We start from the raw sequence: 16,712 nt of genomic DNA on the forward strand, positions 1-16,712 counted from the left end.
TCCTCGGATTATTTTATAACATACCCTTTGATTATGTTAAGTTTGATTAACTCAAGTAGGGTGGGCAAAAACCATTTGGTGACGAATCAAAACAAGCAAACTGTTTTTGCCCACCCTACAAGCAGCTATTCCCTATTCCCTATTCCCGACTCCCGACTCCCGACTCCCGACTCCCGACTCCCTACTCCCTACTCCCGACTCCCTGCTCCCGAATGACAATCAAGATTAGGCAATATCTGATCCACAGGAGTACCCCTAAACGGATGAGCGGTCAGAATAATCGTGCCATCCTTTGCTATTACCCAGCCTTGGGCTTCGATAATCACTTTTTTTTCTTGGGGAGGTTGAGGGGTGATCACTGATGCTTGCTGTTGTAATTGTTGTCTGGTGCTGGCTAAGCCAGGACGAGTTCTCCACCTCACTGTTGTCGAGGTATTAATCACCGGATCGTCTGCACTAGCTGGTAAACCCCCTTTTCCGGTAATGGTAAAGGAACTGCCGCCAGCAATCCGATTGTTCTCAAAGCCACAAAGGTCATTGGCCAGGATCGCTTCTGCATCGACCAGGCTTGCTGGCAATTCGGTTAAGCCTGAGGTGGGGTCTACATCTGGGGTGTTGAGTATGACTTGACCACTGAAGGATGGGCCAAGGGTGGAGGTGGCCGTTATGTCATTTTCTGGAGTTAGACGGTCTCGAAACTCTAAACCAAAGATGCCTTGGGCATTAATCTCAACACGACCTCCTGGACCTTCGTCAGCATTGGCGGTGATATCGCTATTTCCCAGACCGAGTAAGATGTCAGTATCAATAAATATATTGCCCCCAGTAGTATTCTGGGCGTCAGTTATAATCAAGCTTTCGTTGAGGAGTCGGATGTCACGAGCTTCCAGGATAATATTGCCTTGCGGTCCTGCTGTTTCTGCTGTGATCCTGCCATCGTTGTTTAGGAAGATGGAGTTGGCATTAATCTCTACGGTGCCTGCTGAACTCCCCTGTTGAATGCTTCTAGCACTAACAACTGCTCGATCAGAGACCATTAACTGCCCAGTGGTAATACTCAAATCTCCCGCATTTCCTGTTCCTTGAGTTTCAGTAAACAAGCCGGTGACACCCCGACCATCGGCATCAGTCCCAATCACTTGAACCTTTGAGTCAGCATTGACTGTCAAATTTCCGGCGTCCCCTTCACTAAAAGTGTCAGTTGAAACAACTGCTCCATCTTCGACAATTAACTGCCCAGTGGTAATACTCACATCTCCCGCTTTTCCTGTCCCAAAAGTTTGAGCAAACAAGGCGCTGCGAATCTCACCCGAGGCTGAGGTACCAATGAGGTGAACAGTAGAGTCGGCATCCACAGTCAAATTGCCGCCGTCCCCTTCACCAAAAGTGTCAGCTGAAACAACTGCTCCATCTTCGACAATTAACTCCCCAGTGGTAATACTGATATCTCCTGCTTTTCCTGTCTCTTCAGTTTCAGCAAACAAGGCGCTGCGAGACTGACCATCGGCTGAGGTCCCAATCACTTGAACAGTAGAGTCGGCATCCACTGTCAAATTTCCCCCGTCCCCAAGACCAAAAGTGCTAGCTGAAACTTCTGCTCCATCAGAGACCATTAACTTGTCAGTGGTAATACTCACATCTCCCGCTTTTCCTGTCCCAAAAGTTTCAGCAAACAAGGCGCTGCGACCACCCGAGGCTGAGGTACCAATCACTTGAACAGTAGAGGCGGCATCCACAGTCAAATTTCCGGCGTCCCCTTCACCAAAAGTGCGAGTTGAAACTTCTGCTCCATCTTTGACTATTAACTCCCCAGTGGTAATACTCACATCTCCCGCTTTTCCTGTCTGATCAGTTTCAGTAGTCAAGGCGCTGGGAGACTGACCATCGGCATCAGTACCAATTACTTGAACAGTAGAGTCGGCATCCACTGTCAAATTTCCCCCGTCCCCAAGACCAAAAGTGCTAGTTGAAACTTCTGCTCCATCTTTGACGATTAACTCCCCAGTGGTAATACTGATATCTCCCCCATGTCCTGTCCCAAAAGTTTCAGCAAACAAGGCGCTGCGACCACCCGAGGCTGAGGTACCAATCACTTGAACAGTAGAGTCGGCATCCACTGTCAAATTTCCGGCGTCCCCTTCACCAAAAGTGCGAGTTGAAATTTCTGCTCCATCTTTGACTATTAACTCCCCAGTGGTAATACTGATATCTCCCCCATGTCCCCCTTCAGTTTCAGCAAACAAGGCGCTGGGCAACTCACCCGAGGCATCAGTACCAATCACTTGAACAGTAGAGTCGGCATCCACTGTCAAATTTCCCCCGTCCCCAAGACCAAAAGTGCTAGCTGAAACTTCTGCTCCATCTTTGACAATTAACTCCCCAGTGGTAATACTGATATCTCCTGCTTTTCCTGTCCCAAAAGTTTCAGTAGTCAAGGCGCTGCGACCACCCGAGGCTGAGGTACCAATCACTTGAACCTTTGAGTCAGCATCCACTGTCAAATTTCCGGCGTCCCCTTCACCAAAAGTGTCAGTTGAAACTTCTGCTCCATCTTTGACTATTAACTCCCCAGTGGTAATACTGACATCTCCCCCCTGTCCTGAACCAAATACATCCGTAGTTATCCTAGAACCAGCCTCAAGACTTAGCTGAGAAGCCTCAACAACTATCCCACCGCCATTCTGACTTCCTTCGGTATCCGCAAACACAAAAGAGCGATCGCGTAAACTCACATTAGCCCCCTGCACCTGGATACTGCCACCGCTTTCGCCACTGGTATTAACAAAAGCACCGTCGGACAAACTAATATCCTGAAACTCTTGAACTGCTGAATAATCCAAAACAAAACTACTATCCGTTGGGGTCAGGTTCACCACGCTATTAGAACCAACACTCCCCAGCTCAATCCGTCCATCAGTTGCTGTTAACTGACCACCAGGAATATTAATGTCACCACCAATCAGCCCCAATGTTTTCACATTTGGTACCTGAAACAGAGTAGACTGATTAGTAATACTCCCTGGATTGGAACCATATTGCAACCCAGATGGTATATTAATAGTTAATAACGGTTTTCCATTCGGATTTAATGCACTGAATACTGTGCCATCGTCAAACAACACACTATCAGCAGTACTCCCAAAAAATGAGCCTCCTAGATCTAGTCGGCTATTGGGACCAAAGAAAATACCGTTTGGATTTATCACAAATAAGTTAGCATTACCCAACACTCCCAGAGTCCCCAAAATATTGGAAACATTTGCTCCAGTTACTCGACTCAGGATGTTGGCAACTCCAGCAGGTAAGCCAAAATAAACCCGCCCAAACTCGCCCACATTAAAATCTGAGAAGCTGTGGAATAGATTACTGTCTCTAATCGCTCCACCTTCTATCAAATCCGCTAGGTTACCGTTAACATTGACATTGGGCGTTACTACAGAGCTTTCATTCCCCAAGGTATTATCTGGGGTGATTTGCCCTAATGCCGTACTTGCAGCTAGTAGAGAATAGAGAACAAAGGGACTTGCTTGCACAAGTCGGTCAATCCGAGGTTTCATGTTAATCAGTAGAGCTCCCAATCTCTCGGATTATTTCATAAAATACCCTTTGATTATGTGAATTTTTATTAAGTCAATAGGGCAGTAGCCAAGGATGGATCTCAATCCATGAAAAAACACTCTTTGGCAATAGAATGCTAAGATCATGTTATAACAATTACCCTTAATAAAAATCTTCCCTATTTCCCTATCTACCCACACTTCTTTTAGTTATAGATTTACAATTATTACATGCACCCCTATCACTATACCAATCCGTGTAGGAATTGTGATAATTTTTGTTCCCTGTTCCCTACTCCCTACTCCCTACTCCCTACTCCCTACTCCCTGTTCCCTGTTCCCTGTTCCCTGTTCCCTTTGGTATATGACTACAACAACTAATCCGACTCACATTAACTCTGGTATTGGCGGTACCAAAAATTTATACAACTGGAATTGGCAAGACAAACACTATCGAGTAGTCTACGAAACTATCGGCGCAGGCAACCCCGTACTGTTACTTCCTGCTTTTAGTACCGTTTCTAGTCGCACAGAAATGAAAGGTATTGCCAATCTACTCGCTACCAACTATCAAGTTACCGTTCTAGATTGGTTGGGATTTGGCGAGTCTCAATGCCCTCCTGTGGATTACAATCCCGTATTATTTCAGCAGTTATTAGCAGATTTTGTTAAATCTGTTTTTAATAATAACTCAATTATCTTAATTGCTGCGGGTCATGCTTCGGGATACGCTTTAAAATTTGCCCAAGATAATCCAGATAGTATTTCTAAACTAATTTTAGTGGCTCCCACTTGGAAAGGACCGTTAAGAGTAATGGGTTTACCGGATGGAGTGAGAAACGGAGTAAAAAACCTAGTGCGATCGCCCTGGTTAGGTCAGACTCTATACTATCTGAACACTACCCCTTCGTTTCTGCGCTTGATGTATAAACGCCACGTTTATGTGGATGAAAGCAAACTAACTCCGGAATTTATGACCCAAAAACATCAAATTACTTCCAAAGATGGCGGGAGATATGCCCCTGCTGCGTTTGTTACTGGCGCAATCGATCCTGTAGTTAATCGCGAGGAATTTTTGCATATTTTAGATTCTGTGCCCATGCCCGTATTAATGATATTAGCGGAAAATGCACCACCTAAATCAAAAGCAGAAATGATAGCAATGGCGGAATTAGAACAGGTGCAAACCGTTCGATTGGCTGGAACCTTAGGTATTTCTGAAGAGTATCATGAAGCGGTAACAGCAGTGATTCAGAATTTTATTTAGCTATTTAGCGATCGCTTGCGTACCTTGCGTAGGGTGCGTTAGGGACGGGGCAGCCCTCATTTCCTCGGTAGCAAGTATTAGGACAGTCCGTCCCGTAACGCACCACCAGCTCAAACTGAATTGAAAACCGCTGTAATATCCTTGACATGATGTATTGGAAGTTGAAAAATTAATGAAACACACAGCTATTAGTCTATTTTGCGGTGCAGGTGGATGTTCTCTTGGGTTTAAACAAGCTGGATATTCAATTCTTTATGCAAATGATAAAGATGCGGCAGCAGTTGAAACATATAGAATAAATTTTCCAGAGTCGTTATGTAGCAATGAGGATATCGATAACGTAGATTTTGGGAAGGTTCTTTCTGAAATAGTCATGAAACCAGGAGAACTCGACATATTGATAGGCGGACCTCCATGTCAAGGCTTCTCCACAGCGGGCTCAAGGTTCTGGGATGATCCAAGAAATAATTTGCTTAAGCAATACGTTAAAGCACTAACTATTTTGAAGCCAAAATGGTTTATTATGGAGAATGTTGAAGGGCTACTTACCTCCAACAAAGGAAAATATGTATACGAAGCCGCTAAGGCGTTCATTGAGCTGGGTTATTGGATTAGAATTGAGAAAATTTATTCTCAAGAATACGGTATACCACAAAGACGAAAGCGAGTTTTAATCATCGGGAATAGGTTGGGGCATGACTTTAGAATGCCAGCACCAAAATTTAAAGTCTCCGGTCAACTATTCCGTAACTCTGACATTACTATTTCTCATGCAATAAACAGTTTACCGCCAGCAACAAAAGATAAGGGCACCCTACTAAAACCTTTAACATCGCCTCCTCAAGATGATTTTGATTCTCTTCTTCGTGGAAATGCCACACAAATATCCGACCATTACTACCCAAGTATTAACGGCATCCAGCTAAAAAGAATTATTGCCTTAAAGCCAGGTCAAACCATGAAGGATTTGCCAGAGGAACTACAGCATGAGTCATTTAAGAAGAGAGCAAATAGGCGCGTTGCTGATGGCATGCCCACAGAAAAGCGAGGTGGAGCGCCATCCGGACTTAAAAGACTGATTGGAAATGAGCCGAGCTTAACCATCACTGGGGCTGCCACCAGAGAGTTAATACACCCAGTGGAAAACAGACCTTTAACGATAAGAGAGGCAGCACGAATTCAAACCTTTCCAGATGATTTTGTATTTTGTGGGAATGCCTCTCAGAAAATCCAGCAAATAGGCAATGCAATTCCACCAATTTTGGCTCGTGTATTTGCTGAACATATCCGTGATGATTATGGCTTCGAGGGCGCTCAAGACAATGAAGGTCGCATGCTGGGCTTTTTGCTTACAAAGGCAGGGGCTATGAGCCCAGCGTTAAAAAATACAGAAGTTTTGCTTAATAGCCTGATGGAAACTAATAAAGCCTATCAAGGTAAGTATTCAGCTATCAGCTCATGCGCTACGCGCACGCTACGCGAACAGCTATCAGCTATCAGCTAATGCGCTACGTCCCACCACAGGCTAGAAGCCTGTGCCACCTTGAGGTGCTTTTGAATAAAATAAGCTGACCACTGACCGCTGACTGCTGAATACTTACGAAAATACAGGATTTATCATAGCTATAATAAATCCTATATAGCGAGATTAAAATCCATTCTGGAGTAAAACTATATGTCAGATTTGCTTGAAAGAATTACCATTAATCCAAGACAGTGCGGTGGTCGTCCTTGTATTCGAGGTATGAGAATTAGAGTATCGGATGTACTAGATTTGTTTGCAGCTGGACTTACTGCTGAGCAAATCTTAGAAGAAATGCCTGATTTAGAAGCAAATGATTTGCAGGCAGCGCTTTTATATGCCTCACGTAAGCTTAATCATCCGGTGCTGGTGCCATGACAATTTGGGTAGACGCACATTTGTCGCCTGGGATTGCAACTTGGATTAACAATACTTTTGGAGTGACAGCATTAGCTTTACGGGATATTGGTTTGAGAGATGCTGAAGATCCTGATATTTTTGAGGCAGCAAAGGCTCAAAGCGTTATTTTCATGACTAAAGACAGTGATTTTGTCGATCTAGTCGATCGCCTTGGCTCACCACCTCAAATTATCTGGTTGACCTGTGGTAACACCTCAAATGATCGGTTGCGAGAAATTTTGAGTGCTACTTTACCAGAAGCACTAGAGCTTCTAGGGTCTGGTGAAGCATTAGTTGAAATTAGGGGAGACTAGCAGCAGAAGCTAACAAATCCCTGAACCGAAATCGACCATGGGCAGCCTGTTGATTAGCAAAAATTATCCTCTTTGTAAGAATAAGTCTTAATATCAATAACATTGCTACGCTCATCTCAAGCACCTAAACCAAGTTGATTTGACGTGACCTTGACTTGTTCAAGCAGTTTTTTAGTGGGTTTTTGAAATAACGATATTCAAAAAAATTATGGATACTATACTGATTAGATATAATATCCAAAAAAAGTCGTGATATCACGGATGAATATACCGAAAGATTATTAATATGATTCTGGATAGGGTAGATCTAATTCAGTTTGATTGATCAAATTTATCCCCTAAAGGGTCGATATCTAGAAATTTTACCCAGAATAATAGAGTTATGCGTTATATAAAAAGAGGTAGTAAATAGTGAATTTTGATGTTACAGATATTAGAATAATGACACAGAGGCTGGCACCGACAGCAGACTTTGACAGTTCTTTTACTTTTTATTATGACGAAACAACTAATTGTAGAAAATTTTATGTGAAGGAGTTCGACTTTAATCACTCTTTTAAGTCAAATAAGTCAAATTTTATTTTAGGTGGTTTGGTTCATGAAGGAAGCCAACCTAATATTGAACCCTTATTTGATCGGCTTCAACTACAGAATAATATTACAGAAGTAAAATTTAAGAATATTGCTCATGGTCAATTTATTGACTGCTTGAAGTCTCAAAAACTGAATTGTTTTTTGAAATACCTCTTGGAGAATGATTTATACATTCATTATTCAAGCATCAATTTTCTTTACTGGTCTATTGTCGATATTGTTGATTCTGCAATTGCGAACTCAGAAGTAGCAATGCATAATTATTTATTAATTAATAATAGAAAAAACGACCTATATAAGGTTGCAAAAATTGAAATTGATTCAGTAATATAGTTATTTTATAAATACGATTATCCTAATATTAAAAAGGAGTCAGTTTTAGAATTTATTGAAGACCTAACTTCAATATTTCACGAATACATCGATAAAGTAGAATTCCATTTTGGATTGCAATCCCTCAAGCAACTACTTAAACAAGCAAAGAAAAAAAAATCACTTCCATTCATCATGGACGAAGAAGATCATATTTTGATAAATAATTTTTCGCATTTTTATCTAAGACCTATATATTTGTTCAAGAATTCAAATCATATTTTTGATAATGAGGTAAATATTTCGGATATTATTACCAGTTATAAAATTATTGATGACAGTCAAGAAATAAAAAACTATTCTTTTATTGATTCAAAAAACAATTTATTTGTTCAGGCTTCAGATATTTTTGTTGGCTTAATGGGTAAACTGTCGAATTACATAAATACCAATTCGAGAGAACAAATAATACGTGATTTTAATTCATTATCCGAGAAGCAATTGAATACTATTGATTTTCTTATAAAATTGATAGAAAAATCTAAAAACAAGAATGTTGCTTTTTTGAATTGGATAGATAGTCATGAAGAATTAACAAAAATACATTTGATATGTGAAATGAGAAGTTTTTAAGCATCAGGATAATCTTGGCCTTTGGCCAGGCTACGGGATCATAAAACACTTTTTTGTTCTCTTAAATTCCTGATCCCTAACTTGGGACTCGTTTCACCATTAGGGCGATCGCTTGAAGTAATTCCCATTTTTTATAATTGTTCCCTAATGCGTTACCGTAGAGGTGCCTGCAGCACATCGCTTTTTGAATTCGTGGACAATCTGGTTCTTGGCAACCCCATTGATTCAAAAAAATAGTCACTTGTTCGTGTATATTTAAAATTTTATTTTAGCTATCCATGGTTCAAAAAAAACTATTCCACTGACGCACTACATTGTTCACGAGCAAAGAAAAGAGCGATCGCTAACTGCGCAGCGATCGCACCAATACAACTATTCTCCAAATCCCCCCCTTGTTAAGGGGGGTTAGGGGGGATCCCCCAGTCCAAAATCACTGCAACCCTTCCAACAACTGTTCCAAAGCGCTATCAAGAGCTTCCCCTAACTTACTGCCATCTTTTCCACCAGCTTGAGCCAAGTTAGGTCGTCCACCGCCACCACCACCGCAAATTTTAGCGATCGCACCAATAAACTTCCCAGCCTGCAAGCCTTTCTGATTAACACCCTTACTAAAGGCTGCCACTAAACTGACCTTGTCGGGACTAGGCACTGAACCCAACACTACTGCACTTTCTCCCAGCTTCTGCTGTAGCTGTTGCGCAACACTTTTTAAGCCCTCTGGTTCTACTCCCTCCATCTTCGCTACCAGAACCTTGAACTCACCGACTGACTTAGCTTCCGCTAACAACTGGTCAGATTTTGCCAAAGCCAGTTGTTGCTTCAGGGCATCTAACTGTTTATTAGTAGCCTTGAGTTCCTGTTGTAAATTACTAATCCGTTCAGGTAACTCTTCCGGTTGTGCCTTAAAGCGATCGCATAAATCCTTAACCACCTTATCCCGCACATTCAGATAATCCAGCACCGCCGGTCCAGCCACTGCTTCTATCCGCCTAATCCCAGACGCCACCCCTGCGGAAGAGATAATCTTAAACACGCCAATCTCAGCAGTATTGTTGACATGGGTACCACCACACAATTCCATCGAGACACCAGGGAAATCAATCACCCTGACCTCCGAGCCATACTTTTCCCCAAACATAGCGGTTGCGCCCTTAGCCTTAGCTTTTGTCAAGGGCATCACCTCCACATCTGCGGTATGGGCTTCACTAATCCAAGTATTAACTTGTGACTCAATTTGCTCTAACTCTTCCGATGTCAGAGCGCGAGGGCAATTGAAGTCAAAGCGCAAGCGGTCAAAAGCCACCAAAGACCCTGCCTGAGAGATGCTTGGGTCAACAATTTTTTTCAGAGCCGCTTGCAATAGATGGGTCGCACTATGGTTAGCTTGTACTCGACGGCGACAAGCCCGGTCAATTTGAGCCGTTACTGTTGTGCCTACCCCTAAATTTCCCCGTTCGACAGTACCGAAGTGGACAAAGAAATCCGATTCCTTCTGAACATCTTCGATGCTAACCAATAGCGCATCCCCAGACAGATAACCGCGATCGCCTATTTGTCCCCCAGATTCTGCATAGAATGGGGTCTGATCCAAAATCACCTGAACCTTACTCCCAGCTCCAGCGGATTCCACCGACTTCCCATCAACTAGCAAAGCCTCTACCTTAGCCATAGACTGGGGTTCAGTGTAACCCAGGAATGCCGTGCTATGGATATGTTCCCCTAGCTGATCTAAGCTACCCTGTACCGTTAAATCAATCGTTTCATGGGCAACTCTAGCCCGTTCCCGCTGGCGTTCCATTTCCACCTCGAAGCCATCGAGGTCTACCGTTAAGCCCTGTTCTTCAGCAATTTCCTCAGTTAATTCCACTGGGAAACCATAGGTATCATAGAGCGTAAACGCATCTGTGCCAGAAATCTGCTGAGGCTTCTTTGCCAAAATCTCAGCCAGCAGCTTCTCACCCCGTTCCAGGGTTTTCAGGAATTGAGACTCTTCCCGCTCCATTTCGGCTTTGATAGTCTTTTCCCGTTCCCGCACATTAGGATAAGCTGATTCAGATAATGCGATCGCTGTTTGAGCTACTTCCCAGGTAAATTCCCCATCAATCCCAATCAAACGGCCATGACGCACCACTCGACGGAGCAAACGGCGCAACACATAACCCCGTCCCGTATTAGAAGCCGTAATCCCATCCGCAATCATATGAACGATTGCCCGGATATGGTCACCTATAACCTTCAGAGAAACCTTCGTCTTCTCATCACTCTTGCTATAGTTAACCCCAGCAATTTCCGCTGCCGTTTTTACAATCGGGAAAATTAAATCAGTTTCATAATTATTCGGCACTTGCTGGAGGATTTGCGCCATCCTCTCCAGCCCCATCCCCGTATCAATATTTTGCTTATCTAACGGGGTGCGGTTACCCTCAGCATCCTGGTTGTATTCCATGAATACCAGGTTATAGAACTCAATAAACCTGGTATCATCTTCCAAGTCAATAGTCTCATCTCCCAGTTCTGGGTGAAAATCGTAGTAAATTTCTGAACACGGACCACACGGACCGGTCGGACCCGATTTCCAATAATTATCCTCTTCACCCAAGCGCTGGATGCGATAGGCTGGTATCCCAATTTTATCCCGCCAGATAGCAAACGCTTCGTCATCATCCCGAAACACACTCACTACTAAGCGTTCTGGTGGCAAACCGAATACCTCTGTAGATAGTTCCCATGCCCATGCGATCGCTTGTTCCTTAAAATAATCCCCAAAACTAAAATTCCCCAGCATCTCAAAAAAAGTATGATGCCGTGCGGTGCGTCCCACATTCTCAATATCATTGTTGCGGATACATTTTTGGGACGTGGTGGCGCGAGGGAATTCCGACTGACGTTGTCCTAGAAAAATCGGTTTAAACGGCAACATTCCTGCAATTGTCAGCAACACCGTCGGGTCTTCGGGTACTAGGGAAGCACTTGGCAGTACCTTGTGTTGCCGTTGGGAGTAGAAATCGAGGAAAGTTTGCCGGATTTCGTTACCGCGCAAATAATTAGGGATATCGGGCATGGTTCTCTACAAGTCAGCTTTCGGGTTAGGGCTTATGGGAAGTAAAACCCTATCGCTATATTTATTAATTTACCTATGATCCATTCTTACAGACGTTGGCTAGAAAGCCCACCCTTGATAGGAGAGCAAACCATTGTGATGGTTGGAGGTTGAAGGTTGGGAGGTTGAAGGTTGGGAGGTTGAAGGTTGGGAGGTTGAAGGTTGGGAGGTTGAAGGTTGGGAGGTTGAAGGTTGGGAGGTTGAAGGTTGGGAGGTTGAAGGTTGGGAGGTTGAAGGTTGGGAGGTTGAAGGTTGGGAGGTTGAAGGTTGGGAGGTTGAAGGTTGGGAGGTTGGAGGTTTGATGGTTGAAGATTAGAGGCTTAACAACTGAAAGCCGGATGTATAACTGGCAATCTGTAACCTTCAACCTCTAACCTGTAACCTTCAACCTCTAACCTATAACCTTCAACCTCTAACCTGTAACCTTCAACCTCTAACCTGTAACCTTCAACCTCTAACCTGTAACCTTCAACCTGTAACCTTCAACCTCTAACCTTAAACCTTCTTCATCTAATCGTTGCAGTTTGTAAAGACTCCTGAACTTTAACAACAAGTATTCCTAATCTCCAGAAGGTCGTGTTAGCTTTAAAGAGTGGAAGTCATCCTTCAGAGAAAAACCTGAAGCCAAAAACCAAATGGGCATAGATAAGATGATTTCTAGCGGTCTATGACCCAGCCACAGTAGGCACCAATCGAACATAGCATCAAGTGGCGAGAAACCAACAGAAGTTGGAAGAAGCCAAACCAAAGTCCGGAAAGACACGACTGTGTGAGATTTAGTATTAGGTGTATCTGTGTAGTTTGCCAACCATAGTAGTGATTCAAAACTGGTAGTCAGAAAGTTAACTCGTTGAAAATTTGTCTTTTTCCACTCAGATGGGTCTAGTCAATCCTGGCTAGGCCCTTTGAGTATTGGGGAAATGTATTGGGGAAATCTCAGACCCTTCATACTTTTTAATCTAATCGTTGCAGTTTGTAAAGACTCCTTAACTTTAACAACAAGTATTCGGAATCTCCAGAAGGTCGTGTTAGATTTAAAGAGTGGAAGTCATCCTTCAGAGAAAAACCTGAAGCCAAAAACCAAATGGGCATAGATAAGATGATTTCTAGCGGTCTATGACCCAGCCACAGTAGGCACCAATCGAACATAGCATCAAGTGGCGAGAAACCAACAGAAGTTGGAAGAAGCCAAACCAAAGTCCGGAAAGACACGACTGTGTGAGATTTAGTATTAGGTGTATCTGTGTAGTTTGCCAACCATAGTAGTGATTCAAAACTGGTAGTCAGAAAGTTAACTCGTTGAAAATTTGTCTTTTTCCACTCGAATGGGTCTAGTCAATCCTGGCTAGGCCCTTTGAGTATTGAGCTAACGTATTGGGGAAATCCCCGACAAATTAGAAGTGATTGCTGCACCGTAGCATTAAAGTTAATAAAATGTAAGCATTCAGCCGTCAGCTATCAGCCATCAGCTTCATAGTTCGAGATTAATGATAATTTCAAGTCTGGGGAAAAGCCCTTGGCCAATGGCTGATAGCTGATAGCTGATAGCTGATAGCTTACAAAGCAATTAACACTTCACCCTTGACCCTACATACTTCATACTTCTCAATCTAATCGTTGCAGTTTGTAAAGACTCCTGAACTTTAACAACAAGTATTGGGAATCTCCAAAAGGTCGTGTTAGATTTAAAGAGTGGAAGTCATCCTTCAGAGAAAAACCTGAAGCCAAAAACCAAATGGGCATAGATAAAGATGATTTCTGCCGGTCTATGACCCAGCCACAGTAGGCACCAATCGAACATAGCATCAAGTGGCGAGGAACCAACGGAAGTTGGGGAAAGCCAAACCAAAGTCCGGAAAGACACGACTGTGTGAGATTTAGTATCAGGTGTATCTGTGTAGTTTGCCAACCATAGTAGTGATTCAAAACTGGTAGTCAGAAAGTTAACTCGTTGAAAATTTGTCTTTTTCCACTCGAATGGGTCTAGTCAATCCTGGCTAGGCCCTTTGAGTATTGGGGAAATGTATTGCAGAAATGTATTGGGGAAATCCTAGGCAGATTACACATGATTGCTGCACCGTAGCATTAAAATAAATAGATCAGCACCCCCCTTTTACCTATACGGAGCGACCTGACTCACAGGCAAGGTAGCTGACCAGTCTAAGACCTGCATAGATCTAGGTTATTGGTAAGCATTAACATTCCTACCTTGAGCTGCGAGCTTTAAGGGCAAGCTGATTAACCGGTGTAAGAAAAACTGATGGAGTATTGACTATGGCAGTAGTACAGTTAAAAGTTCCCAGTATTGCGTGTGATGTCTGTGCCAAGACCATTACCGAAGGTATACTCCAACAGGAGCCAGACTCTAAAGTCACAGTGGATGTAACATCAAAGACGGTTAGAGTTGAAACCGAAGCGTCTGAAGACTCAATTAGACAGATCATAACGACTGTCGGTCACACCGTGGATTAAGGTAGTGTACATTTAATCGACCTATTTGGTACTTAAGGCCTTGGCCGTTGGCCACGCTACGCGAATGGCCACGCGGGGCGCGTTCGGAAAAAGTCGTCAATCTCTCTGCTACTCTCCTCCTCGTCTTGAGTATGCAAATTAGATTGGTGACAGCTTAATCAAAATTGCGGAACGGCTTAGGTGCGCTTTCCGCATCTAATTATTAAATTCGCTATAGGTGCGCGCCTCCAAGGGCGCGAGGGATTGCTCGCGCCCTTGGGTCGCACCTTTCGGCAAAGCCGACGCGGGGCGCAAACGGGCGCGCACCTGATGATTAACCTTTGACTATCAACCATCAAACATTAACCTTAGATAATACATCATTTAGTTATATTGTGTTGGTTTAATAGGTGTTGGTTAACTAGGTGTTGCGCATTTAAATTGGATATTATTCAGTTACAAAAAAAACCTGCTCCTTTGCTTCCCTGCTCTCAGAACAATGGAATTTAAATGAAGACCAACTTACGTGTTGGTTAATTATGTAGGGCATGTAGTCTATCTTAGATGCTAACAAAGATGGTCATTGAGTTCAAGGAAATGCAGGGATAAATTCTGTAGCTAGTTTTCATTCTAATTAAGCAGTAGACCACAAGCTCTCCGGCTGCAAGAAATTTTTTATATCATGTCGGGATAATTACCCTTAATAAAAATCTCCCCATCTCCCCATCTCCCTATCTCCCTATCTCCCTATCTCCCCATCTCCCCATCTCCCGACCCTCCCTCTAATTATGGTTATTCAACCTGACTTGATATTAGAGGTTAGTGGGAATAATAATGCTCTCACTCAGTTGAACAGTTAGGTGTTTTCACCATGTTTGATAAAGATTTAGAAAAATTTCCCGGATACCAGGAAATTGCTACTGCCACTTGTGATAAAAACAAGAGAGTATTAGAGGAAAGTATAAATAGAATAATCCCTGTGCTCAGCTTCTGCTGAGTAACCCCTAATTAAGTATGTGCCTAAGATGTGCCTAAGATGTGCCTAAGTTGGCTTTGGATTCATCGGGGATTAAACTAATTTTTGTTGTTATTCAGGTTTATGTTCAATAAAACTCGTTAAGCTAAAAACCATATAACAATTATAAACGAGTTGTGAAAATCTATAAACCCAAAATCATGGTATTATTGGCATCCTGGCCGCTTTATAGTTCACAACCTATTTAGAATTGCTATATACAGGAATATAGTTGAGAAATGATTGTTATAATATCACCTAATTTATCAAGAGTTTCACAGCTCGTGATTCACAATCCATATCGGGGAATCGGGAATCGGCAATGGGTAATTAGTAACTGATCCAACTGTACTTGAGCTACCAAACGATAGTCAGCAATAGGAGAAATTTATCTAGTTATCTAGCATCTATCTATCCCATAGCGAATCCCATAGACTGGTGAATTTAGAGCAAAACGTATTAGCTAATACTTTCTTGAAGAAGTAGCAGTGTTAAGATTATTGATTCAGGGTGAATGTATTAGCTCTAAAGAGCTAACTATAAATAAAAACGATGCTTCTATAGATGCTTCTATATTAGTGGTAGGAAATAAACAGTTTATCACTACATTTGTGAAGCGGACTTGCTATATAAGGTCTAGCACTGTCGAGGTATCTTTGGAACTTGATGATGTCATACAACACATCAAGACTAGACAACCCGCTATTTTAATTTTGCAGGCAACGCAGGTCGCTAGTTTACAACTATGTCGTCAAATTAAAGAACAAAAGCTGCTCGGTTGGATATACTGCATTTTGATCAATGACTTGCCCGAAATAGCGATTACAAAAATGGGCCGAGACCCAAACTGGGAGTTAAGAGAATGTGCTCAAGCTCTAGAAAACGGTGCAGATGCCTACTTACGGATCAGTTCAATCAGTAATCAAGACTCACCCATAGCTGTAGCAGAACATCGGTTGCTTAAGGCACAAATTCAGGCAGGGTTACGAGGAGTGCGACTATACCGGGAAGCAATGCAGACTAATGATTTCCTATCTAGGATAGCATTGGTTGATCCCTTGACAGAATTGAGCAATCGTCGGGCAATGGAATGGGAGTTACCCCGACAAGTCGAAAATGCGTTTAGTCAATCAACGCCCCTGAGTCTGATTATCCTAGATGTAGACTATTTCAAGTCCATCAACGACAACTACGGACATCCGGTAGGCGATAGCGCTCTCAAGCTACTGGCAAGTCGTCTCAAACATAACCTACGTATTAAAGATTCCCTCTTTCGTTATGGTGGAGAAGAGTTTGTGATCATTCTTAGTCACACTGACTGTGAAGAAGCCCGAGCAGTGGCTAACCGAGTGCGACATATTATTAGCGATCAACCGTTTCAGATTGATAGAAGATTAGTGCTCCCAATTACCATTAGCTTGGGTGTTGCTTCCCTTAACAATACGGACGACCATAGAGGGGAAAGCCTACTGCGATCTGCTGACCATAACCTACGGATTGCTAAATCTAATGGTCGCAATCAGGTTTATTGTTGTTGCAATCACTAAT

Annotated in this window: 13 protein-coding genes; 11 read left to right on the forward strand and 2 right to left on the reverse strand. The window is 42.8% G+C overall.

Annotation, left to right across the window (positions count from 1 at the left end):
- Window positions 1–106: 106 nt before the first annotated feature.
- Complete coding sequence (locus F6J90_RS13875) at window positions 107–229, forward strand: hypothetical protein (protein ID WP_293094169.1); 123 nt, start codon at window positions 107–109, stop codon at window positions 227–229.
- Here the strand turns inward: F6J90_RS13875 and F6J90_RS13880 are convergent.
- The gene (locus tag F6J90_RS13880; RefSeq protein WP_293094172.1) at window positions 189–3,557 is read right to left on the reverse strand and encodes a filamentous hemagglutinin N-terminal domain-containing protein; all 3,369 of its coding nucleotides are present in this window, start codon (window positions 3,555–3,557) and stop codon (window positions 189–191) included. The two genes, F6J90_RS13875 and F6J90_RS13880, sit on opposite strands and share 41 nt — an antisense overlap.
- A gap of 231 nt (window positions 3,558–3,788) precedes the next feature.
- Here F6J90_RS13880 and F6J90_RS13885 point away from each other — a divergent pair, with 231 nt between their 5' ends.
- The 7 genes from F6J90_RS13885 (at window position 3,789) to F6J90_RS13915 (ending at window position 8,598) form a co-directional block, all read left to right on the forward strand.
- Window positions 3,789–3,938, forward strand: coding sequence for a hypothetical protein (locus tag F6J90_RS13885; RefSeq protein ID WP_293094175.1), 150 nt, complete (start codon window positions 3,789–3,791; stop codon window positions 3,936–3,938).
- On the forward strand, window positions 3,922–4,824 hold the full coding sequence (locus tag F6J90_RS13890) for an alpha/beta hydrolase (RefSeq protein WP_293094885.1): 903 nt from the start codon (window positions 3,922–3,924) through the stop codon (window positions 4,822–4,824). Before F6J90_RS13885 ends, F6J90_RS13890 begins: the two co-directional genes overlap by 17 nt.
- Before the next feature lie 172 nt (window positions 4,825–4,996).
- Window positions 4,997–6,328, forward strand: coding sequence for a DNA cytosine methyltransferase (locus F6J90_RS13895; protein WP_293094178.1), 1,332 nt, complete (start codon window positions 4,997–4,999; stop codon window positions 6,326–6,328).
- 171 nt (window positions 6,329–6,499) lie between these two features.
- Complete coding sequence (locus F6J90_RS13900; protein ID WP_293094181.1) at window positions 6,500–6,724, forward strand: DUF433 domain-containing protein; 225 nt, start codon at window positions 6,500–6,502, stop codon at window positions 6,722–6,724.
- Window positions 6,721–7,059 carry a DUF5615 family PIN-like protein gene (locus F6J90_RS13905; protein ID WP_293094183.1) on the forward strand — a complete coding sequence of 113 codons (339 nt, stop codon included), beginning with the start codon at window positions 6,721–6,723 and terminating at the stop codon, window positions 7,057–7,059. Before F6J90_RS13900 ends, F6J90_RS13905 begins: the two co-directional genes overlap by 4 nt.
- Before the next feature lie 411 nt (window positions 7,060–7,470).
- Window positions 7,471–7,986: a hypothetical protein gene (locus tag F6J90_RS13910; RefSeq protein ID WP_293094185.1), complete on the forward strand. Its 516-nt coding sequence runs from the start codon at window positions 7,471–7,473 to the stop codon at window positions 7,984–7,986.
- Window positions 7,987–8,100: 114 nt separating this feature from the next.
- Window positions 8,101–8,598, forward strand: a complete 498-nt coding sequence (locus tag F6J90_RS13915) for a DUF3800 domain-containing protein (RefSeq protein ID WP_293094187.1) — start codon at window positions 8,101–8,103, stop codon at window positions 8,596–8,598.
- A 430-nt stretch (window positions 8,599–9,028) separates the two neighbouring features.
- On the opposite strand, the gene alaS is transcribed toward F6J90_RS13915, so the two are convergent.
- Entirely contained in the window at window positions 9,029–11,659 is a 2,631-nt protein-coding gene (alaS, locus tag F6J90_RS13920; protein WP_293094189.1) for an alanine--tRNA ligase, read from the reverse strand.
- A gap of 95 nt (window positions 11,660–11,754) precedes the next feature.
- On the opposite strand from alaS, the gene F6J90_RS13925 reads away from it, so the two are divergent.
- The 3 genes from F6J90_RS13925 to F6J90_RS13935 all read left to right on the forward strand — a co-directional run bounded on the left by F6J90_RS13925 (window position 11,755) and on the right by F6J90_RS13935 (window position 16,711).
- Window positions 11,755–12,000, forward strand: a complete 246-nt coding sequence (locus tag F6J90_RS13925; RefSeq protein WP_293094191.1) for a hypothetical protein — start codon at window positions 11,755–11,757, stop codon at window positions 11,998–12,000.
- Window positions 12,001–13,972: 1,972 nt separating this feature from the next.
- On the forward strand, window positions 13,973–14,170 hold the full coding sequence (locus F6J90_RS13930) for a heavy-metal-associated domain-containing protein (RefSeq protein ID WP_293094193.1): 198 nt from the start codon (window positions 13,973–13,975) through the stop codon (window positions 14,168–14,170).
- A 1,482-nt stretch (window positions 14,171–15,652) separates the two neighbouring features.
- A complete protein-coding gene (locus tag F6J90_RS13935; protein ID WP_293094195.1) occupies window positions 15,653–16,711 on the forward strand; it encodes a diguanylate cyclase in 1,059 nt (352 codons plus the stop codon).
- Window position 16,712: the final 1 nt, after the last annotated feature.

The organism is Moorena sp. SIOASIH (assembly GCF_010671925.1).
GTDB lineage: Bacteria > Cyanobacteriota > Cyanobacteriia > Cyanobacteriales > Coleofasciculaceae > Moorena.